This is a genomic window from Goekera deserti, assembly GCF_010685995.1.
GTDB classification, from domain to species: domain Bacteria; phylum Actinomycetota; class Actinomycetes; order Mycobacteriales; family Geodermatophilaceae; genus Goekera; species Goekera deserti.
Genome location: NZ_JAAGWK010000009.1, coordinates 589108 through 611559, shown reverse-complemented (window position 1 = coordinate 611559; position 22452 = coordinate 589108). Strand labels below are relative to the sequence as shown.

Below are 22452 nucleotides of genomic sequence, written 5' to 3'. Positions count from 1 at the left end.
AGCGTGCTGCAGACGCTGTCCGAGCGGGAGGCCGGCGTCGTCCGGCTGCGGTTCGGGCTCACCGACGGCCAGCCGCGCACGCTGGACGAGATCGGCCAGGTCTACGGCGTGACCCGGGAGCGGATCCGGCAGATCGAGTCCAAGACGATGTCCAAGCTGCGCCACCCCAGCCGCTCCCAGGTGTTGCGCGACTACCTGGACTGAGCAAGGACCCCCGCGCCCCCCGGCCCACGCTCCGCGCGGGCCGGGACCCCGCGCGGGGGCCGGGCGCTCCGCGGGTGCCGAGCGTTCCCTGCGGGCCGGAGCGGCGCCGTTGCCCGCTCTCTCCACGCGTTGCCCGTGCTGCAGGGCGGGAGGAGAGCGGGCAACGCCGTCCGAGGGGCGCGCCGGGGCCAGGGCTCAGGCGAAGGTGAGGACGTCCGCGTGGTCCAGGCGGGGGAGCCGGCCGAACCAGGGGTCGGCACCGGGGTGGCCGATGTTGACCACCATCAGCGTCCGGAAGCGGCCGTCGGGGAAGAACTCGGCGTCGATGCCGGTCGCGTCGATGCCGGTCATCGGGCCCGCGGCCAGGCCGTGCGCCCGCACCGAGGTGATGAAGTACGCCGCCTGCAGCGAGCCGTTGAGCTGGGCCGCGCTCTCCCGGAGCGCGTCGTTGCCGGCGTACATCTCCTGCATCTGCGGGCGCACCGGGAAGGTGGTGGGCATGTGCTCGTGGAAGCGCGTGTCCACGGCGAGCACCGCGACGGCCGGCGCCGAGGCCGTCTTGGCTCGGTTGCCCTCCGCCATCAGCGGCACCAGGCGCGCCTTGCCCTCCGGCGTGCGCACGTAGACCACCCGCAGCGGCTGGGTGTTGGCCGAGGTCGGGCCCCACTTGGCCAGGTCCCAGATCGAGCGGAGCTCCTCGTCGGTGACCGGGGTGTCGGCGAAGGTGTTGGCCGTCCGCGCCTCGGTGAACAGCAGGGCGCGGCCTGCGTCGTCCAGCTGGGGGAGGGTGCGGGTCGGGCTGGTCTGGATCGCGGTGCTCACTGCGTTCTCCTCGGCGGCTTCGGGTGGACCCTGGGCTGGGTCGACGTCGGAAGTGAACGCACCCTCTCCGGTTCGCCTTCCCGTGGTGAGCACCGTCACGGGACGCGTCCGCGGTGGAGCCGGTCAGGCGTCGCCGCGCATGCCGTCGGCCAGCTCCTCGGGCACCGGGATCCCGGCCAGCACCAGCAGCCGCTCGACGGTCTGCTCCACGAAGACGTCCTCCGGGTCGTCGTCCGGGTCGCCGGAGGCCAGCAGCTCCTCCACCCGGGCCGGGTCGACCTCGCGGCCCTCCACCTCGCGCACCCAGCGGGCGAACCCGGCGGCGGCCGCCGGCCGGTCCACCGGGGGGTCGGCGTCGCCGTCGTCGAAGTAGGCCCGCGGCTCGTAGCCGAGGAAGAACCGGCCGGTCACCCCGTCGGCGGTCCGGTGGTCGATCGTGGCGACGTCGCTGTCGTGCACGTCGACCACCAGCTGCGGCCGGTCGAGGGACGGCGTGGGCACCCACGCGCCGTCGCTGTAGGTGAACCTGGCGAAGTAGCCCATGCCGAGCGACGGTAGCGCCGCCCCCAGCACACCTGCGGCCGGCGATCAACCCCCGGACTGGCGTGGCGCCGGCAGCCACAACCGCTACATTGGGAGGTCAGCCCTGCTCCGCACGGTCACCGCGTCCCGTCGGTGGCCAGCAGGTCGCCCGACCGAAGAAGTCCCCGGACCACGTCCGGGGTGACCGACGGCCTCTCCACCGGCCGATCGCGGGCCGGCGACGCCGTGGAGACCGTCCGAGAGGCACCCGTGACAACGATCGACGTCCAGACCACCGACGCGCCCCGCGCACCGCGCACGCGCGCCGCCGCCGGCCGCAAGCGCGCCGCCGCCGCCCCGACCGAGCCCGCCGCCGCGCAGCCCACCGACTCCGGGCTGTCGCTGGACGAGGGCGTGGAGGTGGGCAGCAGCGGCATCGTCGACACCGACGAGGCCGCCGAGCCGGCGACGGCGACGGCCATCGACACCGAGTGGGACGAGGACGAGTCCGTCGCCCTGCGCGCCGCCCGCAAGGAGGCCGAGCTCACCGCCTCGACCGACTCGGTGCGCGCCTACCTGAAGCTCATCGGCCGGGTGAAGCTGCTGGACGCCGAGCAGGAGGTCGACCTCGCCAGCCGGATCGAGGTCGGGGTCTACGCCGCGCACAAGCTGCAGCAGGCCGCCGAGGACGGCACCACGTTCTCCCCGGCGGTCCGCCGGGACCTCAACTGGATCGTCCGGGACGGCGCGGCGGCCAAGAACCACCTGCTGGAGGCGAACCTGCGGCTGGTGGTGTCGCTGGCCAAGCGGTACACCGGGCGGGGCATGGCGTTCCTGGACCTGATCCAGGAGGGCAACGTGGGCCTGGTGCGCGCGGTGGAGAAGTTCGACTACACCAAGGGCTTCAAGTTCTCCACGTACGCCACCTGGTGGATCCGGCAGGCGATCACCCGGGCGATGGCCGACCAGGCCCGCACCATCCGCATCCCGGTGCACATGGTCGAGGTGATCAACAAGCTGGGGCGCGTGCAGCGCGAGATGCTGCAGACGCTGGGCCGCGAGGCCACCCCGGAGGAGCTCGCCGCCGAACTGGACATCACGCCGGAGAAGGTGCTGGAGATCCAGCGCGTGGCCCGGGAGCCGATCTCGCTGGACCAGACCATCGGCGACGAGGGCGACAGCCAGCTCGGTGACTTCATCGAGGACTCCGAGGCCGTCGTCGCCGTCGACGCGGTCAGCTTCTCGCTCATGCAGGACGACCTGACCAGCGTGCTGGCCACCCTCTCCGAGCGGGAGGCGGGTGTGGTGCGGCTGCGCTTCGGCCTGACCGACGGCCGCCCGCGCACGCTGGACGAGATCGGGCAGGTCTACGGCGTGACCCGGGAGCGGATCCGGCAGATCGAGCGGATGACCATGTCCAAGCTGCAGCACCCCAGCCGGTCCACCGGGCTGCGCGACTACCTCTACACCTGAGCTGACCTCACCCCGTCGCCGGCGGGGTGAGGAGCCCGGGCAGGTTCACCACGACCGCCTCCTGGCTGCTGCGGGCGATGACCACCACGGCCTCGGTGTCGGCGGGGTTCTCCTCCCGGTGCGGCACGAACGGCGGCACGAACACGTAGTCGCCCGGGCCGGTCTCGACCCGCACCTCGGCGCCGTCCCGGGCGAAGACGAACACCGGGTGCCCGCGCAGGACGTGGATGGCCGTCTCGGAGTCGCCGTGGTGGTGGTCGCCGGAGCTGGTGTGCGGGGCGACGTGGGTCTGGCCCATCCACACCCGCTCGGCGCCGACCGTGCGCCCCGAGATCGCCTCCCGGCGGCTCATCCCGGGCGTCTGGCCGGTGTCCCCGGACAGCTCGGTGGCGCGGACGTGCCGGATCGGTTGGTGCCAGGGGTCGGTCACTGCTGCTCCTCAGGTGCGCGCGGAGGTGTCGGTGGCATCCTCCGTGGCCGGCCGCCGACCAGACCACGCCGGCCGGACCGTGGCCGGGACCCGGCGGTCAGGCCGGGGTGATGGACAGCGTGAGGGCGCGGCGTCCCGCGTCGGAGCGGGCGGTGGCCAGGCGCTCGGCCGACGGGGTGCCGTAGTCGGTGGTGCGCTGGCGGGCCGGGCGGGCGATCGCAGCGGCCATGCCCTCCAGCTCGGCGATGGTCTTCAGCGAGCCGTTCTCGCTGCCGGCCATCCGGCTGATCGTCTCCTCCATCAGCGTGCCGCCCAGGTCGTTGGCCCCGCCCTGCAGCACGGTCCGGGTGCCGGCGTCGCCGAGCTTCACCCAGGACGTCTGGATGTTGTCGATCCGGCCGTGCAGGAGCAGCCGGGCGACGGCGTGGACTGCACGGTTCTCCCGGTTGGTCGGCCCGGGCCGGGCGACGCCGGCCAGGTAGATCGGCGAGCTGTGGTGCACGAACGGCAGCAGCACGAACTCCCGGAAGCCGCCGGTCTCGTCCTGCAGGCGGCTGAGCGTGCGCAGGTGGCCGACCCAGTGCGCCGGGGTGTCGACGTGGCCGTACATCATGGTCGAGGTCGACGGGATGCCGAGGGTGTGCGCGGTGCGGATGACCTCCAGCCAGGTCGCGGTGGGCAGCTTGCCCTTGGTGAGCACCCAGCGGACGTCGTCGTCCAGGATCTCCGCGGCGGTGCCGGGGATGGAGTCCAGCCCCGCCTCCCTGGCGGCGGTCAGGAAGTCGGTGAACGACAGCCCGGTGCGGGCCGCCCCGTTGACGACCTCCATCGGCGAGAAGGCGTGCAGGTGGATCTCCGGACGGCGGCGCTTCACCTCGCGCGCCAGGTCGAAGTAGGCGGTCCCGGGCAGGTCGGGGTGGATGCCACCCTGCATGCAGATCTCGGTCGCGCCGCCGGCCCAGGCCTCGTCCACCCGGTCGCCGACCTGCGCCATCGACAGGGTGTAGGCGTCGGCGTCGGTGCGCCGCTGGGCGAACGCGCAGAACCGGCAGCCGGTGTAGCAGACGTTGGTGAAGTTGATGTTCCGGTTCACCACGTAGGTGACGTCGTCGCCGGTGACGTCGCGGCGCACCGCGTCGGCCAGCGCGGCCAGGGAGTCGAGGTCCGGGCCGTCGGCGCCGAGCAGCGTCAGGTACTCGGCGTCGGTGAGCCCAGCGGGGTCCCGCTCGGCGTGCGACAGTGCGGCGTGCACGGCCGGGTCGCCGACGGTGAGCGCGGTGGAGTGCCCGTCGCGGGCGCTCACCGTGCGGTCGCGGAGCTCGGACCAGTCGCCGTACACGGCGTCGAAGTCGCTCCGCGTCTCGGCCGAGCGCCCGACCGTGTCGACCTCGACGTGCAGGTCGACCCGACCGCTGGACGTCCAGGCCTCGTCCGGCTCCTGCCAGGGCAGGCCGACCGGGACGCGGCCCTCGACGGCCAGACCGTCCGGGCCGGCCAGCGCGCGCACGTGCGGGCGGACCCGCGGGTCCAGCCACGGCTCGGGCTGCTGCACGTACGGCGGCTGGGCGGCCAGCCGCTCGCGCAGGGTGAAGCCGGCGTCCTCGGTGAGCGCGGCCAGCTCCACCAGCGACGGCCAGGGGCGCTCGGGGTTGACGTGGTCCGGGGTCAGCGGCGAGACACCGCCCCAGTCGTCGACGCCGGCCCGGACCAGCAGCCCGAGCTCGGTGGAGTCCGACAGGTTCGGTGGTGCCTGCACCCGCGCCTTCGGGCCGAGCATCAGCCGGGTGACCGCGACGGCGGCGACGTACTCCTGCAGCTCCAGGTCGTCGGCGGCGGCCATCGCGGTGCGCGGCTTGGCCCGGAAGTTCTGCACGATCACCTCCTGCACGTGACCGTGCCGGCGGGCCGACGCGCGGATCTCCGCGATCGCGTCCACGCGCTCGGCGTAGGACTCACCGATCCCCAGCAGCACCCCGGTGGTGAACGGGACGGCGGAGCGCCCGGCGTCCTCCAGCACCCGGAGCCGCACGGCGGGCTCCTTGTCCGGGGACCCGAAGTGCGGCCCACCCGGCGAGGACCACAGCCGGGTCGCCGTCGTCTCCAGCATCATGCCCATGGACGCCGAGACGGGCTTGAGCCGCTGGATCTCCTCCCAGGTCAGCACGCCCGGGTTGAGGTGCGGCAGCAGCCCGGTCTCCTCCAGCACCCGGATCGCCATCGCCCGCAGGTAGCCCAGCGTGGAGTCGTAGCCGTGCGCCTCCAGCCACTGCGCCGCGACCGGCCAGCGGTCCTCCGGGCGGTCGCCGAGGGTGAACAGCGCCTCCTTGCAGCCCATCGCCGCACCGGCGCGGGCGACGTCCAGCACCTCGTCGGGGGAGAGGAACGGCGCCTTGCCCTGCGCGCGGAGCTGGCCCGGCGTCGTCACGAAGGTGCAGTAGTGGCAGCGGTCCCGGCACAGGTGGGTGAGCGGGATGAACACCTTGCGGCTGTAGGTGACCACCCCGGGGCGGCCGGCCGAGGCCAGGCCCGCGTCGCGGACCCGGGAGGCCGCGGTCAGCAGCCGGTCCAGCGGCTCGCCGGCGTCCAGGCCCCGGGCGTGCAGCAGCGTCTCGCACTCGGTGGCGTCGAGGGACACGCCGCGTTCGGCGCGGGTCAGCGCGCGGGAGATGGCGGAGGCAGCAGGTACGTCGTGGCTGGGCACCCTCATCAGAGCACCGACAGTAGCCCGGAAAAGTCAGGCTCTCTCGGCGGGGGTCGGGGAGTCGTCGGCTCAGGCGGGAGCGGTGTAGCGGCCGCGCAGGCGCAGCAGCGGGGCGGCCTCCGGGGCGCGCACCTCGGCCGCCTCGACGGACAGCAGCGCGATCACGTGGTCCCCGGCCCCGACCACCGAGCTCAGCCGGCAGTCCAGCGTGGTGAGCGCGCCGTCGAGCAGGATCGCGCCGCTGACGGCGCCCCGCGTCCAGGGCACCGACTCCAGCAGGTGCCGCGCGCTGGGCCGCCCCGCCGAGGAGAAGCGGCTGGCCAGGATCGCCTGGTCGGCGGACAGCACGCTGAGCCCGCAGGAGCCCACCTCCTCCAGCACCTCCCGCGGGTAGCCCGCCGCGCCCAGACCCACGGCCACCAGTGGCGGGTCGGCCGAGACGCTCATCACCGAGGTGACCGTGGTGCCGACGTCGTCGATGTCGTCCTGCACGGTCATCAGCACCACCCCGGCCGCGTACTGGCGCAGCGCGGCGGCGTGGTCGGAGGGGTCCACGGGCATGGCGACCAGTCGAACACACCCGGACGGGGCCAGGATGGGGCGGTGACCACGCGCGAGCAGAGCGACGGCAGCGAGCAGCACACCGACCCGGCCACGTGGGACGTCGTCGTCCTGGGGGCCGGGCCGACGGGGGAGAACCTGGCCGACGTCGTCGTCCGGGGTGGGCTCAGCGCGGTGGTGGTGGAGGCCGAGCTGGTCGGCGGGGAGTGCTCCTACTGGGCGTGCATGCCCAGCAAGGCGCTGCTGCGCGGGCCCGAGGCGCTGGCCGCGGCGCAGGCGGTCGGCGGCGTGACCGGCGGCGCGCTGGACGTGGCCGCCACCCTGGCCCGCCGGGACGGCTTCGCCGCGCACTGGGACGACGCCGGCCAGGCCCGCTGGCTGTCGTCGGCCGGCATCGACCTGGTGCGCGGGCACGGGCGGCTGACCGGCGAGCGGACCGTCGTGGTCACCGCCGAGGACGGCAGCGAGCGCACCCTCACCGCCCGGCACGCCGTCGCGGTGTGCACCGGCAGCACCGCGATGGTGCCGCCGGTCGAGGGGCTGGCCGAGGTCGGGCCGTGGACGTCGCGGGAGGGCACCAGCTCCCCGGAGGTGCCCGGCAGGCTGGTGGTCATCGGTGGTGGCGTGGTGGCCTGCGAGCTGGCCACCGCCTGGAGCGCCCTGGGCTCCCGGGTGACGGTGCTGCAGCGCGGCGCCGGGTTGCTGACCGGTCTGGAGCCCGCCGCCGGTGCGGCGGTCGCCGCCGGGCTGCGCGGCCGCGGGGTCGACGTGCGCACCGGCGTGCAGGTGCGGTCGGTGCGCCGCGAGGAGGGTGACGTGGTCGTCGCGACTGGCGGCAGCGACGTGCGGGCCGACCAGGTGCTGGTGGCGACCGGGCGTGCCGCGGCCACCACGCACCTCGGGCTGGAGTCGGTCGGCCTGGAGCCGGGGGCGTTCCTCGACGTCGACGACTCGCTGCGGGTCACCGGGGTGCCGGGCAGCTGGCTCTACGCCGTGGGCGACGTCAACCACCGCGCGCTGCTCACGCACATGGGCAAGTACCAGGCCCGGCAGGCCGGTGCGGCGATCGTCGCCCGCGCCCGCGGGACAGGGGTGGACCTGGCCGACTGGTCGCCGCACGTGGCCACCGCCGACACGGTCGCGGTGCCCAGCGTGGTGTTCAGCGACCCGCAGGTCGCCTCGGTCGGGCGCACCGCGCAGCAGGCCGCGGACGCCGGGCTGCCGCACCGGGTCGTGGAGTACGCGCTGGGCAACGTCGCGGGCTCGGCGCTGTACGCCGACGGCTACACCGGGACGGCGATCGCGGTGGTCGACACCGAGCGGCAGGTGCTGCTGGGCATGACGTTGGTCGGCCCGGGCGTCGGGGAGCTGCTGCACGCCGCGACCGTCGCCGTCGTCGGCGAGGTGCCGATCGCCCGGCTGTGGCACGCGGTGCCCGCCTTCCCGACGATGAGCGAGATCTGGCTGCGGCTGCTGGAGACGCTCCGCGACAGCGACAGCGACAGCGGTGGGGCGCAGTCGTGAGCGGCGCCGCAGCCGGGCTGAGGGTCAGGCCAGGGCGAACGGGGCGTCGTCCGGGCCGGGCAGGTCGCCGTCGACGGTGGCGGTGACCTGCATCGTGCCCATGCTGGCCTGGCCGCCGAACAGGGAGAGGAAGGCGGTGTCCGCGGCGTCCCGGCCGTGGCAGATGCGCACCAGGGCGCTGGTCGGGGCCAGCCGGGTGGCGTCGACGGTGCGCCAGACGCCGTCCACCTCGGCCTCCACCACGGCGTGGAAGTCCATCGGCGCCAGGCCCGGGGCGTAGACGGCGACCAGCCGGGCCGGCACCTCCAGTGCCCGCAGCAGCGTGGTGGTCAGGTGGGCGTAGTCCCGGCACACGCCGCGGCCGGCGAGCAGCGTGTCCACGGCGGTGTCCACCGGGCGGCTGGCGCCGGAGGTGTAGACGAGGTGGTCGCCCACCCAGCGGGCGACCGTGGTGACCAGCTCGGTGCGGCCCAGCCGCTTGTCGAACTGGCCGAGCGCGAAGCCCTCCAGCTCGTCCGACGGGCAGTAGCGGCTCGGGCGCAGGTACTCGGCCCAGTCGGCCGGTGTGACCGCGCGCGGCGGCCCGCCGGGCGTGACCGACGCCGTGTAGCGCACCGTGGTCTCACCGGCCGCCAGCTCCAGCCGGTGCACCCGGGCACCGCCGACCGCGACTTCCTCGACCGGGGCCGGGCGGCCGTCGGTGAGCACGGTCAGCTGCTCGGTGTCCGGGTGGGCCACCGCGACCTGCAGCAGCGCGGTCGCCGGGGCGGGGGAGGAGACGGTGATCGAGGCGGCGACGTCGGTGCGCGGGGGCATGGCGCTGATCCTGCTGGCCTGCCCGCCGCGCGTCGACGGGAGCCGCTGTGCGCTCGGCCACCACCGTCCCCCGACCGGCTCCGGTGTCGGTCGCGGGTGGGGTCGTCAGTGGCTGGGCACGCCCAGCACGCGGTGGCCCCGGGAGCCCCGGGACAGCGGCGCCGGCCGGCCGAAGGCGTAGCCCTGGGCCATCGCGCAGCCGTGCTCGCGCAGCCAGTCGGCCTGCGCCTTGTCCTCGATGCCCTCGGCGATGACCTGCAGGCCCATGCCCTGGCCCAGGTGCAGCAGCCCCTGCACCAGGGCGGCGGTCGCGGGCTCGGTGACGACGTCGGCGACGAAGGAGCGGTCGATCTTCACCGTGTGGATGGGCAGCCGGTGCAGTGCGGTGATCGCCGAGTAGCCGGTGCCGAAGTCGTCCAGCGCCAGGGTCACCCCCCGCTCGGTCACCTCCGACACCGCGCGCAGCGTGGACTCGGCGGCGAACAGCGCCGTCGACTCGGTGATCTCCAGTTCCAGGCGGTCGGCCGGCAGGCCCGAGCGCTCCAGCGCGTCGGACACCAGGTCGCCGAAGCCGGGCTCGGCCAGGTGCCGGGCGGAGATGTTCACGTGCACGCGCAGGTGGTGGTCCCAGCCGGCGGCGTCCCCGCAGGCCTGGTGTAGCACCCACGCGCCCAGCCGGGAGGTCAGCCGGTTGTCCTCGGCGGCGGAGAGGAAGGCGCCCGGCGCGAGCAGCCCGCGGGTCGGGTGCTGCCAGCGGATCAGGGCCTCGTAGCCGAGCAGCGAGCTGTCGGCCAGCGACACGATCGGCTGGTAGAACAGCCGCAGCTCGCCGCTGTCGATGGCGTGCCGCAGCTCGGTCTCCAGCTGCAGCTGGTCGACCTCGTCGGGGCCGAGCGCCTCGTCGTACACCTCGACCCGGGCGCGGCCGCCGCTGGCCTTGGCCCGGGTGAGCGCGCTGTGCGCCTCGCGCAGCAGCACGTCGGGGTCGGTGTCCGAGCCCAGCGTGAGCCCGACGCTGGCCGACAGCGTCACCTCCCGGCCGTTGACGTGGAACGGCTCGTCGAGCACCCTGAGCAGCCGGTCGGACAGCACCTGAAGGGCGTCCAGGTCGACGACGTCCTCGGCGAGGATCAGGAACTCGTCGGCGCCCAGGCGCACCGCGGTGTCCTCGACCCGGGTGCTCCAGCGCAACCGGTCGGCCACCTGGCACAGCAGCTGGTCGCCTGCCTCGTGGCCGAGGGAGTCGTTGACCGCGGCGAAGCGGTCCAGGCCCAGGTGCAGCAGGCCGACCTGCAGCCCGCGCCGGCGGGACAGGGCGACGGCGTGCTGCAGCCGGTCGGTCAGCGAGCGACGGTTGGGCAGGCCGGTGAGCGGGTCGGTCAGCGCGCGGCGCAGCAGGTCGTCCTCGGCCTGGCGGCGGCCGGTCACGTCCACCAGCGACAGGACGACGAACTGCGGGTCGCCGTTGCTGTAGCGGACGATCTCCCGGCTCTGCACCACCCAGGCGGTGCTGCCGTCCGAGCGCTGCAGGCGCCGCTCGCCGGCCACCTCCAGGTAGGGGTCGAGGTCGTTGTAGGGGTCGTCGACGGGGACGTCGTCGGGGTGGGCGAGCAGCGACATGTGCTGGTCGATCAGGCCGTCGGCGATGCGGGCGGACAGCCGGCACAGCGCGTCGTTGACGACGAGGAAGCAGCCGTCGAGGGAGACGACGGCCTTGGCGACCGGGGAGGCGTGGAAGAGGGCGCGGAAGAGCTGGCCGCGGTCGGCCAGCAGGGTGTCGATGGCCCGGGGTCGCGCCACCGCGCGGCTGCCCACCGGCCCGGAGGGCGACGGTGGGAACTCGGGTGCGGAGAGGGACACGCACACAGCGTGCGGCACCGGACCGTGCCGATGCGGGAAGTACGACATGTGCTCCTGGTCGCGCCGTCACGCGCCGTCATCTGCCTCCCGCCAGCCCCACGGGCCACTCGCGGCGAGCAGTGTTGCCCAGTTGACGGCGACCTCTCGTCAGGTCCTGTCGTGGTCCGGCCGCTGGGTCCGTGGTCCCGCCGGCCCTGGCCCGGGTCCCCGTCCGGGGGCCGGGCCGGACGTCGGGTCGGGGGTCGGATCGGGGGCCGGGCCGGTGGCCACCGGGCGGCTGGGGTCGCTCGACCACGCGGACCACGAACCCGGGTACAGGGCGGCGTCGACGCCGGCGATGCGCAGCGCCGCGACCTGGTGGGCGGCCGTGACGCCGGAGCCGCAGTAGACCCCGACCGGCCGCCCGTCCGTGGCGCCCAGCTCGGCGAACCGTTCGCGCAGCGCCGCTGCCGGGGCGAAGTGCCCGTCGGGGGTGAGGTTGACCGTCGTGGGCGCGCAGCGGGCGCCGGGCACGTGGCCGGCCCGCGGGTCGACGGGCTCCACCTCGCCGCGATACCGCTCGGCGGCGCGCGCGTCCAGCAGCACGCCGCGTCCCGGCAAGGCGGCTGCCTCCTCGGTGGTGAGCACGGGCAGGTGCCCGGCGCCCAGCTCGACGTCGCCGGGCTCGGGGTGCACCTCGCCGGACTCCAGCGCCCCGCCCGCCGCGCGCCATGCCGCGAGACCGCCGTCCAGCAGCCGGACGTCGGTCAGCCCTGCCCAGCGCAGCAGCCACCAGGCCCGCGCCGCGGCCAGCCCGCCCGTGTCGTCGTAGACCCGCACCGGACGGCCGGTGCGCAGGCCCCACCGGCGGGCGGCCGCCTGCAGGTCGGCCGGTTCGGGCAGCGGGTGCCGGCCGTCGGTGGGCGCGCCGTGGCCGGCCAGTTCGGTGTCCAGGTCGACGAACACGGCACCGGGCAGGTGCGCCTGCTCGTGGTGCCGGCGTCCGTGCGGGTCGCCGAGCGCCCAGCGGACGTCGAGGAGGGCCGGGGGGCGTGGGCCGGCGAGCTCCCGGGCCAGGGTCGATGCGTCGACCAGGACGTCGTCGGTGCGCTCGGACGGGTGGCTGTCGTCGGTCACGCCCCCGAGCCTGCCCGTTGGGCCCGGGGCCCGCCGGCACCGGCCGTGTGGTGAGGTGTCCCGACCGGGGGCTACGGTCCGCTCCGTGCTCGATCACCTCGGGATCCAGGTCGCCGACGTCGAGGTCTCCCTCGCCTTCTACCTGCGGGCCCTCGGCCCGCTGGGCGTGCAGGAGCTGATGCGGATCCCGGTGGACGGCTCGTTCGTCGTCGGGCTGGGCGGCCCGGACGGCGTCCCGACCTTCTGGCTCAGCCACGCCGCCGGGGAGGAGACCCGGGAGCTGCACATCGCGTTCCGGGCGCCTGACCGGGCGTCCGTGGACCTGGTGCACGCCGCCGCCCTCGCCGAGGGCGTGGAGGTGCTGCACGCGCCTCGGGAGTGGCCGGAGTACCACCCGGGCTACTACGGCGTCTTCCTGCGCGACCTGGACGGGCACAACGTGGAGGCCGTGCACCACGGCGCACCGACCGCCGCCTGACACCGGTGCCACCGGGGCCGGGCCGGCGCGGCTGACCGGGGTGCCCCGTGGAGCGCGCCCGGCAGGGATCGAACCTGCGGCCAAGTGCTTAGAAGGCACCTGCTCTATCCGCTGAGCTACGGGCGCTCGCCGGAGGATCATCCCACCGCTCCCGTCTCCCTGTGGAGCGCCCGGGTGTGCGCCGAGTGCCCGGCCGGGCTGGTCGGCCGTGCCCGCGACGGCAGCACGCGCCGGGCCGGGTGTGCCGGCCGTCGTCCACAGGTCGGGGGTCCGTCCACAGCCAGCCCCGGACGCTGTCGGCTGGCGGTGGCGCCGCGCAGGGTCGTCGGCACACCGGCACCCCGCCGGACGCGCCGCAGGGCGCCCACCTCGCCAGAGGAGCACCGTGAACAAGGCAGACACCACCGTCACCGGCAACATCGTCGACTCGCCCCGGCTCAACCGGACCGGCACCGGCACCCCGGTGGCCAACTTCCGGATCGCCTCGACCCGGCGCCGGTTCGACCAGGCCAGCCAGTCGTGGGTGGACGGCAACACCCTCTACGTCGACGTCGAGTGCTTCGGCGAGCTGGCCGGCAACCTCACCCGCAGCCTGGTCAAGGGCGACTCGGTGATCGTCAGCGGCGACCTCTACACCAACGAGTGGGAGAGCGAGGCCGGCAAGCGCAGCACCGTGCGGCTCAAGGCCGACTCGATCGGGCCCGACCTCACGCGCTGGGCCGTCGACGTCCGGCGCACGCGGCGCACCGAGGACGTCCCGGCGCCGACCGACGACCTCAGCCAGCGGGCCACCGAGTACCAGCACGAGCTGGAACCGTCCGCCGTGTCCGTCGACGACGCGGCGGCCGACGGGTCGGTGCGGGAGCTGGTGGACAGCCGCCGCTGACGCGGGCGCCACGGGCTGGGAGGATCACCCCAGAGAGAGAACGCAGGGTGCGCCGGCGGCGACCGCCGCCGGCGCACCCCACTCGCGACGCGACGGAAGGCTCCCCCAGTGGCCCAGTACATCTACTCCATGGTGCGTGCGCGCAAGGCGCACGGCGACAAGGTGATCCTCGACGACGTCACCCTGGCGTTCCTGCCCGGCGCCAAGATCGGCGTCGTCGGGCCCAACGGTGCCGGCAAGTCGACCGTCCTCAAGATCATGGCCGGCATGGAGACGCCGTCCAACGGCGACGTCGTCCTCGCCCCCGGTGCCACCGTCGGCATGCTGCAGCAGGAGCCCCCGCTCAACGAGGAGCTCGACGTGCGCGGCAACGTCGAGGAGGCCGTCAAGGACCTGCGCGCGGCGCTGACCCGCTTCGAGCAGGTCAGCGAGGCGATGGCCGACCCCGACGCCGACTTCGACGCGCTCATGGCCGAGCAGGGCGAGCTCATGGAGGTCATCGAGAACGCCGACGGCTGGGAGCTGGACAACCGCATCGAGCAGGCGATGGACGCGCTGCGCTGCCCGCCCGGCGACGCCGACGTGACGGTGCTGTCCGGTGGCGAGCGCCGCCGCGTCGCGCTGTGCAAGCTGCTGCTCGAGGCACCCGACCTGCTGCTGCTCGACGAGCCCACCAACCACCTGGACGCCGAGAGCGTCGCCTGGCTCGAGGCGCACCTGGAGAAGTACGCCGGCACCGTCGTCGCCGTCACCCACGACCGGTACTTCCTGGACAACGTGGCGCAGTGGATCCTCGAGCTGGACCGCGGCCGGGCCTACCCCTACGAGGGCAACTACTCCACCTACCTGGAGACCAAGGCCACCCGGCTCAAGGTCGAGGGAGCCAAGGACGCCAAGCGCGCCAAGCGACTGCGCGACGAGCTGGAGTGGGTGCGCTCCGGCGCCAAGGCCCGCCAGGCCAAGAGCAAGGCCCGGCTGGCCCGCTACGAGGAGATGGCCGCGGAGGCGGACAAGTTCCGCAAGCTCGACTTCGAGGAGATCCAGATCCCGCCGGGCCCGCGGCTGGGCAACGTGGTCGTGGAGACCGACAAGCTGGTCAAGGGCTTCGGCGACCGGGTGCTCATCGACGGCCTGTCGTTCAGCTTGCCGCGCAACGGCATCGTCGGCGTCGTCGGCCCCAACGGTGCCGGCAAGACCACGCTGTTCAAGATGCTGGTCGGCCAGGACAAGCCGGACAAGGGCGACATCACCGTCGGCGAGACCGTCAAGATCTCCTACGTCGAGCAGAACCGCGGCGGCATCGACCCGAACAAGAGCCTGTGGGAGGTCGTCTCCGACGGTCTGGACCACATCCGGGTGGGCAACGTCGAGATGCCGTCCCGGGCCTACGTGGCCGCGTTCGGCTTCAAGGGCCCGGACCAGCAGAAGAAGGCCGGCGTGCTCTCCGGTGGCGAGCGCAACCGGCTGAACCTCGCGCTGACCCTCAAGCAGGGCGGCAACCTGCTGCTGCTCGACGAGCCGACCAACGACCTCGACGTCGAGACGCTGACCAGCCTGGAGGGCGCGCTGCTGGAGTTCCCCGGCTGCGCCGTCGTCGTGAGCCACGACCGGTGGTTCCTGGACCGCGTCGCCACCCACACGCTGGCCTACGAGGGCGACTCGAAGTGGTTCTGGTTCGAGGGCAACTTCGCCGACTACGAGAAGAACAAGATCGAGCGGCTCGGCCCGGACGCCGCCCGCCCGCACCGGGCGACCTACCGCAAGCTCAGCCGCGACTGAGGAAGGACCCCGCTGCCCCCCACGCCACGCTCCGCGCGGCGCGGGGCCCTGCAGCGCGGCCGGGCTCGCGGCGAGTTGCCGGAGGTCGCCGTGCTGCGGGGTGAGATCTACACGCTGTACTTCGACGGTCGGCGGGTGGTGACCTGGTGGGGGCCGGGCGACGACGACCTCGACCGCTTCGCCGTCCGGGCCGGGCGGGTGCTCGCCTGGCCCGACGAGGAGGCCTGCGCCGAGTACGCCCGGCGAGCAGGCTGGCAGGGTCTGGACACAGCGGACGGCGCCTCGCCGCCCGGTCGGTCGGAGCTCGACGTCGAGGCGGCGCAGGCCTGGCTGCGCGGCAGGTCCGCCGCGCCGGACCCGGCGTGGGCGCTCGAGGTCTGGAACGCCGCGGACGACCTGACCCGCACCGTCGGCAGCCCGCCGCAGTACCGGGACCAGCTGGCGGAGCGCTGCTACCGGAAGCTCGTCGCGGCGAACGTGCCGGGGTTCTTCGACCTGGCCAGCTTCCAGCCGCGGTGGTCGGCCCGGGAGCTGCGGTGCCTGCGCCGGGTGCTGGGCGGCGCAGTGCACCTGTTCCGCACCGCCCTGAGAGAGTGACCGGGTGAAGCACAGGGTGCAGGTGCCGATGCGCTGGTCGGACATGGACGCCTACCAGCACATCAACAACGTGGCGGTGCTCGGCTACTTCGAGACCGCGCGCGTGGACCTCTTCTTCGACCACCCCACCCACGACGAGAAGACCGGCCTGCGCCGCGGGATCGTCGTGGCCGAGCACACGGTCCGGTACCGGCGGTCGATCGTCTACGATGCCGTCCCGCTGGACGTCGACATCTGGGTGTCGAACGTCCGCGCCGCGGCGTTCACCTGCCACTACGAGCTGTTCGACCACGGCCGGCTGGCGGTCACCGGCAGCACGCTGCTGGTGCCGGTCGACTTCGCCCTGGACCGGCCGCGCCGGCTCACGCCGGAGGAGAAGGCGTTCCTCGCCCGGCACCACGACGACGAGACCCCGCCGGCCTGAGGGCCGAGTTCCGGGCCCAGGCCTCGTGACCGGCCTGGTCCGGGCCCCGGCTTGGGACTGCGCTTGGGCATCGTGATCCGCGACAGCACGGGCAGCGACCTGCACATGCCTTCGGTCTTGCGGTGGTGCCCTTGCTCTTGCGGTGGTGCAACACCGCAGGAGCGAGCATGACAGCGCAAGAGCGCGGCGTCGGGTCGACCGGGCGCGGCGATCCGGCGGGTGGACGGACGGCGGCGGTCCGGCGGGTCGACCGAGCGTCGCGGGTCAGGCGACCAGCGCGCCGCGCACCACGAGGGTCAGCCCGACGAGCAGCACCAGTGACGCGGTGACCAGCGGTGCCACCCGGGTGACCAGGCCGAGCACGCGGTCCCGGCGCAGGCCGGCGACGCGGGCCTCCATCCGGTCGCGCAGGCGCACCAAGAGCAGTCCGACGGCGGTCAGCGTCCCGGCCATGCCCAGCCCGTAGGCCAGCACCAGGACGACGCCGAAGACGGTGCGCCCGAGCCCGACCGACGCGATCAGCACGATCAGCGCCGACGGGCTGGGCACCAGGCCACCGGCGATGCCCATGCCCACCAGGCCTCGCCGGCCGATCGGTGCGTCGTGTGCATGGTCGGCCGGGCCGTGGGTGTGCCCGCCGGGTCCGTGCGTGTGCCCGCCGGGACCGTGGGTGTGGCCGGCACCGCTGAACCAGGTGCCCAGCCGGCCCCGGCGCGCGGCGGCGTGCCCGGGCTCGTGGCCGGCGCCGTGCTCGTGCGCGTGATCGTGATCGTGCTCGTGCTCGTGCTCGTGCTCGTGATCGTGGTCGTGGTCGTGGTCGTGGTCGTGGTCGTGGTCGTGATCGTGATGGTGATGGTGCGGGTGCGGGTGCGGGTGCGGGTGCGGGTGCGGGTGCGGGTGCGGGTGGTCGTGCCCGTGCCCGTGGTCAGCGGGGTGCTCGGCCCCGTGCGGGTGCGGGTGACCGGTGGCATGCGCGTGTCCGGAGCCGGCCCCGTGCGGATGGTCGTGGCCGTGGGCGGGCCCACCGGCCGCCACCGACACCAGCTCGCGCTGCGGCGCGTGGTCGTGGTCGTGGTCGCGGCCGGCACGAGCGGCACGCCAGCGGGGGAGGGCCTCGCGGAGCATCGCCACCCCGATGGCGGCGACCAGCAGTCCGCTGACCACGCCGAGCCACCGCAGCACCTGGTCACCGGCCAGCGAGCTGGACACCGACAGGGCGAGCCCGAGCACCAGCACGCCGACGGTGTGCGTGGCGGTGACGGTGGCGCCCACGGTGAGGGCGTCCCGGGGCCGGCCGGCGCGGCCGGCCAGGTAGGCGGCCATGACGGTCTTGCCGTGGCCGGGCAGCAGCGCGTGCCCGCAGCCCAGCAGCACCGCCAGCAGCACCGCCAGCGTGCCGACCAGCGGGGTGAGCGCGGCGTCGCCCACGAGGGACTGCAGCCGGCGGTCCAGCGCGGCCATCGCGTCGCTCACCGGGTCGCCGGAGACCGGCGTGACGGAGCCGGCGCCGGTGCCGGTGGTGGTGCCGGACTCGGTGGCCACGGTGAACGAGCGGACGTCCAGCGGGGAGGCGAGCAGGTCCACGGGGTACTCGCGCAGCTCGTCGGTGATGCTCTCGGCGGGCACGGGGGAGTCGATCAGCCGCACGCCGTCGCCGGCGGCGGTCATCTCCCGCCAGCCCACCCGGTCGCCCAGGTGGTCGTTCTCGACGCGCACCGAGCGGGCGCCGTCCAGGTCCGCCTCGGCGGTGAACGTGCAGGTCAACCGCAGTGTCGGCAGGCCGGCCGCGCCGGGGACGGACTCCATCCCGGTCGTTGCGACCGTCCAGCCGAGGGTGTCCCCGTCCACCTGCACCCGGACGGCGGACGCCACGTCGGCGCACTCGCCGACCGCCGCGTCGGCGAGCTGGCCGGCGGTCGGCGAGCCGTCGGGGGCGATGGACTGCAGCGCCTGGGCGGCCGGGATCTCCGCTCGGTCGACGACCGAGGTGACCGTCACGCCCGTGGTGGTGAGCTGCACGTTGTCGTGGTGGTTGACCGTGAAGTTGCCCAGCGGGTGCGCCTGCGCGGTGCCGGGCACCGCGAGCAGCAGCGCGCCGGCACCCAGGGCCGCGGCGACCAGCCGCCGTGCCCTCACGCCGGCACCGCGAGGGAGTCCAGCAGCTGCTGGGCCCGGGGGGCGAGCAGTGGGGAGAAGGACGGGTTGGTGTCCAAGGCCTGCGTCAGCGTGGCGCGGGCCCGGTCGTCCAGCCCGAGCGCGGCCTCGATCGCGCCCCGGTGGTACAGCGCGACCGCGCCGGCGCCGCCCAGCGCGGTGGCCTCCTCGGCCAGCGGCAGGGCCTCGGCGTCCCGGCCCGCGCTGTGCAGGGCCCACGCCAGGGCGTCGGCGGAGTCGGTGTTCTGCCGCCGCTCGCGCTCGGCGGTGGCGGCGGCGAGCGCCGTTCCCGGGTCGCCGTGGTCGGCGGCGAACAGCGCCACGGACAGGTCGTCGGCCACCCCGCCGGCCGCGAACAACCGCCGCACGGTGTCCACGACGGCGTACTGCTGGGCGGCCTCGGCGTCCCGGCCGAGGCTCTCCAGGTACTCGCCGTACTCGACCACGTTCTCCGGCAGCGGCCGGGCCTCGACCACGGCCCGGAATCCGGCCAGCGCCGCGTCGACGTCGCCGCGCCCGGCATCCACCCGCGCGCGGACCAGCAGCAGGCTCGGGTCGCCGGGGGTGGCGAGCAGGCCGGCGGTGACCTGGGCGGCCGCCTCGTCCCGATCGCCGTCCGCCAGCGCCAGGGTGGCCAGGTGGGCGTGGCACCACGCCTCGTCGGCCGGCGACTGCGCGGTGGCCAGCGCCTGCTCCAGCGCCCAGCGGGCGTTCACCCGGTCACCGCGCAGCTCGGCGTCGTAGGACGCGCGGGTGAACGAGGCGATGCCGGGGTCGAGCTCGAGCATCCGCTGCAGGGCCGCCGTGGCGCCCGCGGTGTCGCCCAACTGCGTGCGGGCGTCAGTCAGCACACCCCAGCCGGTCGCGCTGAAGGGGTTCAGCGCCACGACCTGCTCACCGAGCGCGGCCGCGGCGCGGAAGTCGTGCCGGGCGTTGGCCAGCGCGGCCTGGCCGGCCAGCGCCGCGTCGTTGCCGTCGGGGCGCAGCGCCAGCGACCGGGCCAGCGCGCCGTCGGCCTTGTCGTAGTACGACGGGTCGGCGGTGACGCGGGCCTGCTCCACGTAGGCCGTACCCAGCGCCGCCCACGTCGTCCAGTCACCGGGCACCTGCTCCAGACGTCGCTGCGCCGCGGTGACCGCCGCGGCGAGCGGGTCGACCGCGCCGCCGACCGTGGTGCCGGCCGCGGCGGGCTGCTGCTGGGCCGTCGTCCGGTCGTGGACGACGGTCGTGGCACCGGCCACCGAGGTGACCGCGAACAGCACGCCGGCCGAGACGGAGAGCACCGCGGTACGGCGCCGCATCAGACGTTGGGCAGGTCGGCTGCGGGAGCCGTGAGCCCGGCGGCGACCCGGGCGCTGCTCTCCTCGAGCGAGCGGTCCATGTCCAGGGTGGCCCGGACGACCAGGTTGTCGTCGTAGGAGCGCGCGGCGCTGTCGAAGGAGCCGGTGCAGGTGATCAGCACGATCTCGGAGTCCGCGACGGGCGCGTACACCTCGTCGGCCGGGAAGGCGGACTTGGCGTACTGGTCCATGTCGGAGACGACGAACACGGCGACGGTGTTGTCCGCGCGCACGACCTCCACCTCGTCGCCGACCGCGAGCTCCCGCAGGCGGAAGAAGACGGCCGGGCCGGTGAAGTCGTCCACGTGGCCGGCGATGAGCGCCGGCGGGCCTTGCGGGTCGCCCGGGAAGTTGCCGCCGGTGAACCAGCCGGCCTTGCTGTAGTCGACGGGCACCTCCAGCGTGCCGTCCTCGTTGAGGCCCAGGTCGACGAGGGAGGAGGTGACGCCGAGGGTGGGCAGCTCGACCTGCACCGGCTCGGCGCGGCTCAGGCTGGTCACGACCTCGGGGACCGGGTTGCCGGCGGCGTCGGTGGGAGCGGCGGTGGGGGCGGTGCGGCCGGTCGGGGTGGCGTCCGAGCCACCGAAGAGGAGGGCGCCGGCCAGCAGGCCGACGGAGAGGGCGGCACCGCTGGGCAGCAGCCAGGACGGCATCCGGCGGCGGGGAGCGGGGTCGGCGTCCGGTCCCGGGGAGACCATCGAGGCCTCGACCAGGGACGGGGAGTGGTCGGTGGGCACGGCCCACGCTTCGTACCGTGCGTCGTGCTGTGCGTCGTCGTCGTGGGAGTGGTTGCGGTGTCCGGCCACAGGGGCTCCTTCGGTTCGCTGCCTCGGCGCTGCCCGGTCGGCAGACGGCATGGAGGGTTCGCCCGGTAGGGGGGAGGTGCGTGGGATGCGGGACCCGGGCCCCGCATCCCACGCACCGGTGCTCGAGGTCAGGCCTCGGGCGTGGTGGTGCTGGTGCGCAGTGCGCGGTTGCGGATCAGCGACCCGGCGCCGGCGCCGAGGAGCAGCACGGCCATCCCACCGGTGAGAGCCGGCATCAGGGCGTTGTCCCAGCCACCGGCGCCGGTGTCGACACCGCCGGTCGGGTACGCACCGGGCTTGGTCGCGGCGCCCTTGGTCGGGGCAGCGGACGGCTTCGGTGCGACGGCAGCGCCGGCCGGCGGGACGGGGGAGAGCCCGCCGCCACCGGTACCGCCGCCACCGTTCACGGCGCCCCGGTTCGGGAGCGAGACGTAGGGGAAGACGTTGGAGAAGGCGTTGTCGTTCTTGTCCACCTTGTCACCGGCCGCCAGGGCGGCCACGCCCGCCGCGACGCGGTCCGCGGGGATGTTCTTCGGGAAGTCGGTCACGTTGTAGACGCCCTCGAGCGCCAGGACCGAGATGTCCAGGACGTCGTCACCCAGACGGCGACCGTTCGGGAAGCCCTGCAGGTCACCGCCCACGACGCCGAGGCGGCTCTGCTTGTCGGCCGGGGTCGGCGGGATGCTCGTGTTGAGGCGCAGCATCTCCGACGGCTGGAAGGTGCCGGCGACGAAGTCACCGTTCATCGCCTGCGAGTTCAGGTCGATCGGCAGCGGGGCGGTGCCACCGGGGGCCAGCGCCGGGATCTTGGTGGTGATGCCGGTGAGGAAGACCTGGGCGATGTCGTTGCGCGGGGTGGCCGGCGCCTTGACCTTGTAGATGCCCTCGATCAGCGCGGGCAGCTCGGGCTTCAGGACGCGGTCGACGACGGCGGGCACGGTGGCGTCGACGGTCGGCGGGATGGCGTTGAAGGTGTCCTTGAGGCCGGTCGGGACGACCACCTCGTTGACCAGGGGCTGGCCCAGGCGCGAGACCTGCTGCAGCGGGCCGCTGGCGGTGATGGTGCCGTCGGCGTTGCGGGTGGAGATCGACGGGCGCGAGGTGGTGCTCCACACGCCGAAGACCGGGTTCTTGGTCGCGTTGCCGTTCATGGCCACCGCGGCGGTGGGCACCTGCAGGGCGATGGTGTTGGTGTTGTAGCCGGCCAGGGTGTCCTGCCCGACCTCGGAGAGGTCGCCGCCGTAGAGCAGGTCGAAGACCCGCAGGTCGAGGAAGAACGAGTCGTCGGCCTGCGCGGCCACGACCTGGCCACCGCCGGGCAGCGGGGTGATCGCCTGCTTGCGCAGCGCCTCGTAGTCCGGCATGCCGGCCTTGCCGGTGAAGGACGGCGCGACCGGGGCGTTGTCCAGGACCATGGCGAACGGGCCGCCCTCGGTGCTGACGGTCAGGTCGTAGGTCTGGCGGAACAGCAGGTTCTCGTCGGTGAGCGAGGTGACCGGGCCGTTGTTGTAGAGGAACGTGTTGGTGCCGCGGGCGTCCTGGGTGGAGAACACCATGCGGTAGACGACGTCGGCCTTGGCGTCGCCGTCGTTGTCGATGTTGAAGTCGTAGGCGGCACCGGCGGCCCACGGGTAGAAGTTCGGCCCGCCGTTGGGCTCCTCGAAGGGGGTCCAGTTGCCGATCAGGTTGACCTTGGTGGGGTCGGTCGGGTCGACGAAGGCGTAGAGGTCGGTGTTGTCGATCGCCGGGTCGGCGGCGGTGAGCGGCGCCTCGCGGTGGCTGGACGCGCTGGCCATGGTCGGGATGAGGCCGATGAACGCCGAGGCGGCGAAGACGCCTCCGGCGGCGATCAGCGCGGCGCCGCGCTGACGTGGCGGACGCCTCGTGTGGTCGTTGCTGGACATCTGTCTTCCTTCCTTGGCCCCGAGTGGAGCAGGCACCGACGTGTTGCGGGATCAC

20 protein-coding genes and 1 tRNA gene are annotated in these 22452 nt (G+C 74.3%); 8 read left to right on the top strand and 13 right to left on the bottom strand.

Features of this window, described 5'->3' with window-relative positions; translation table 11 throughout:
- Window positions 1–204: sigma factor-like helix-turn-helix DNA-binding protein (locus tag G1H19_RS07280; protein ID WP_268895219.1), on the top strand; the 204-nt coding region annotated here is incomplete at its 5' end.
- Window positions 205–399: 195 nt separating this feature from the next.
- Here G1H19_RS07280 and G1H19_RS07275 read toward each other — a convergent pair.
- Window positions 400–1026, bottom strand: coding sequence for a malonic semialdehyde reductase (locus tag G1H19_RS07275; RefSeq protein WP_162392676.1), 627 nt, complete (start codon window positions 1024–1026; stop codon window positions 400–402).
- Between the two features lie 123 nt (window positions 1027–1149).
- Window positions 1150–1569, bottom strand: a complete 420-nt coding sequence (locus G1H19_RS07270) for a hypothetical protein (protein WP_152729762.1) — start codon at window positions 1567–1569, stop codon at window positions 1150–1152.
- Between the two features lie 249 nt (window positions 1570–1818).
- Here G1H19_RS07270 and G1H19_RS07265 point away from each other — a divergent pair, with 249 nt between their 5' ends.
- Complete coding sequence (locus G1H19_RS07265) at window positions 1819–3021, top strand: RNA polymerase sigma factor (RefSeq protein WP_268895987.1); 1203 nt, start codon at window positions 1819–1821, stop codon at window positions 3019–3021.
- A gap of 7 nt (window positions 3022–3028) precedes the next feature.
- Here G1H19_RS07265 and G1H19_RS07260 read toward each other — a convergent pair whose 3' ends face one another.
- The 3 genes from G1H19_RS07260 to G1H19_RS07250 all read right to left on the bottom strand — a co-directional run bounded on the left by G1H19_RS07260 (window position 3029) and on the right by G1H19_RS07250 (window position 6713).
- Window positions 3029–3451 (bottom strand): cupin domain-containing protein, encoded by a 423-nt coding sequence (locus G1H19_RS07260; RefSeq protein WP_162392674.1) that lies wholly within the window; start codon window positions 3449–3451, stop codon window positions 3029–3031.
- A gap of 97 nt (window positions 3452–3548) precedes the next feature.
- A complete protein-coding gene (locus G1H19_RS07255; RefSeq protein WP_152729761.1) occupies window positions 3549–6158 on the bottom strand; it encodes a bifunctional FO biosynthesis protein CofGH in 2610 nt (869 codons plus the stop codon).
- Between the two features lie 63 nt (window positions 6159–6221).
- Window positions 6222–6713, bottom strand: coding sequence for a flavin reductase family protein (locus G1H19_RS07250; protein ID WP_152729760.1), 492 nt, complete (start codon window positions 6711–6713; stop codon window positions 6222–6224).
- Between the two features lie 42 nt (window positions 6714–6755).
- Here G1H19_RS07250 and G1H19_RS07245 point away from each other — a divergent pair, with 42 nt between their 5' ends.
- On the top strand, window positions 6756–8237 hold the full coding sequence (locus G1H19_RS07245; protein WP_162392673.1) for a dihydrolipoyl dehydrogenase family protein: 1482 nt from the start codon (window positions 6756–6758) through the stop codon (window positions 8235–8237).
- A gap of 24 nt (window positions 8238–8261) precedes the next feature.
- On the opposite strand, the gene G1H19_RS07240 is transcribed toward G1H19_RS07245, so the two are convergent.
- The 3 genes from G1H19_RS07240 to G1H19_RS07230 all read right to left on the bottom strand — a co-directional run bounded on the left by G1H19_RS07240 (window position 8262) and on the right by G1H19_RS07230 (window position 12029).
- Complete coding sequence (locus G1H19_RS07240; protein ID WP_152729759.1) at window positions 8262–9053, bottom strand: transglutaminase-like domain-containing protein; 792 nt, start codon at window positions 9051–9053, stop codon at window positions 8262–8264.
- Window positions 9054–9158: 105 nt separating this feature from the next.
- On the bottom strand, window positions 9159–10913 hold the full coding sequence (locus G1H19_RS07235; RefSeq protein WP_235928038.1) for a putative bifunctional diguanylate cyclase/phosphodiesterase: 1755 nt from the start codon (window positions 10911–10913) through the stop codon (window positions 9159–9161).
- Between the two features lie 147 nt (window positions 10914–11060).
- Window positions 11061–12029: a sulfurtransferase gene (locus tag G1H19_RS07230; RefSeq protein ID WP_235928037.1), complete on the bottom strand. Its 969-nt coding sequence runs from the start codon at window positions 12027–12029 to the stop codon at window positions 11061–11063.
- 85 nt (window positions 12030–12114) lie between these two features.
- Here G1H19_RS07230 and G1H19_RS07225 point away from each other — a divergent pair, with 85 nt between their 5' ends.
- Entirely contained in the window at window positions 12115–12507 is a 393-nt protein-coding gene (locus G1H19_RS07225; protein WP_162392672.1) for a VOC family protein, read from the top strand.
- A gap of 53 nt (window positions 12508–12560) precedes the next feature.
- Here the strand turns inward: G1H19_RS07225 and G1H19_RS07220 are convergent.
- Window positions 12561–12633, bottom strand: a tRNA-Arg gene (locus tag G1H19_RS07220).
- Window positions 12634–12892: 259 nt separating this feature from the next.
- Here G1H19_RS07220 and G1H19_RS07215 point away from each other — a divergent pair.
- The 4 genes from G1H19_RS07215 to G1H19_RS07200 all read left to right on the top strand — a co-directional run bounded on the left by G1H19_RS07215 (window position 12893) and on the right by G1H19_RS07200 (window position 16193).
- The gene (locus G1H19_RS07215; protein ID WP_152729757.1) at window positions 12893–13393 is read left to right on the top strand and encodes a single-stranded DNA-binding protein; all 501 of its coding nucleotides are present in this window, start codon (window positions 12893–12895) and stop codon (window positions 13391–13393) included.
- 108 nt (window positions 13394–13501) lie between these two features.
- Window positions 13502–15172 carry an energy-dependent translational throttle protein EttA gene (gene ettA, locus G1H19_RS07210; RefSeq protein WP_162392671.1) on the top strand — a complete coding sequence of 557 codons (1671 nt, stop codon included), beginning with the start codon at window positions 13502–13504 and terminating at the stop codon, window positions 15170–15172.
- Window positions 15173–15262: 90 nt separating this feature from the next.
- On the top strand, window positions 15263–15769 hold the full coding sequence (locus G1H19_RS07205; protein WP_152729756.1) for a hypothetical protein: 507 nt from the start codon (window positions 15263–15265) through the stop codon (window positions 15767–15769).
- Window positions 15770–15773: 4 nt separating this feature from the next.
- Complete coding sequence (locus tag G1H19_RS07200; protein ID WP_162392670.1) at window positions 15774–16193, top strand: acyl-CoA thioesterase; 420 nt, start codon at window positions 15774–15776, stop codon at window positions 16191–16193.
- Window positions 16194–16457: 264 nt separating this feature from the next.
- On the opposite strand, the gene G1H19_RS07195 is transcribed toward G1H19_RS07200, so the two are convergent.
- The 4 genes from G1H19_RS07195 to G1H19_RS07180 all read right to left on the bottom strand — a co-directional run bounded on the left by G1H19_RS07195 (window position 16458) and on the right by G1H19_RS07180 (window position 22397).
- Window positions 16458–18329 (bottom strand): hypothetical protein, encoded by a 1872-nt coding sequence (locus tag G1H19_RS07195; RefSeq protein ID WP_152729755.1) that lies wholly within the window; start codon window positions 18327–18329, stop codon window positions 16458–16460.
- Window positions 18326–19648, bottom strand: a complete 1323-nt coding sequence (locus tag G1H19_RS07190; RefSeq protein WP_152729754.1) for a tetratricopeptide repeat protein — start codon at window positions 19646–19648, stop codon at window positions 18326–18328. Before G1H19_RS07190 ends, G1H19_RS07195 begins: the two co-directional genes overlap by 4 nt.
- Complete coding sequence (locus tag G1H19_RS07185) at window positions 19648–20424, bottom strand: sortase domain-containing protein (RefSeq protein WP_328593528.1); 777 nt, start codon at window positions 20422–20424, stop codon at window positions 19648–19650. The genes G1H19_RS07190 and G1H19_RS07185 overlap by 1 nt, the downstream gene beginning before the upstream one ends.
- 197 nt (window positions 20425–20621) lie before the next feature.
- Window positions 20622–22397 (bottom strand): DUF4331 domain-containing protein, encoded by a 1776-nt coding sequence (locus tag G1H19_RS07180; protein ID WP_152728300.1) that lies wholly within the window; start codon window positions 22395–22397, stop codon window positions 20622–20624.
- Window positions 22398–22452: the final 55 nt, after the last annotated feature.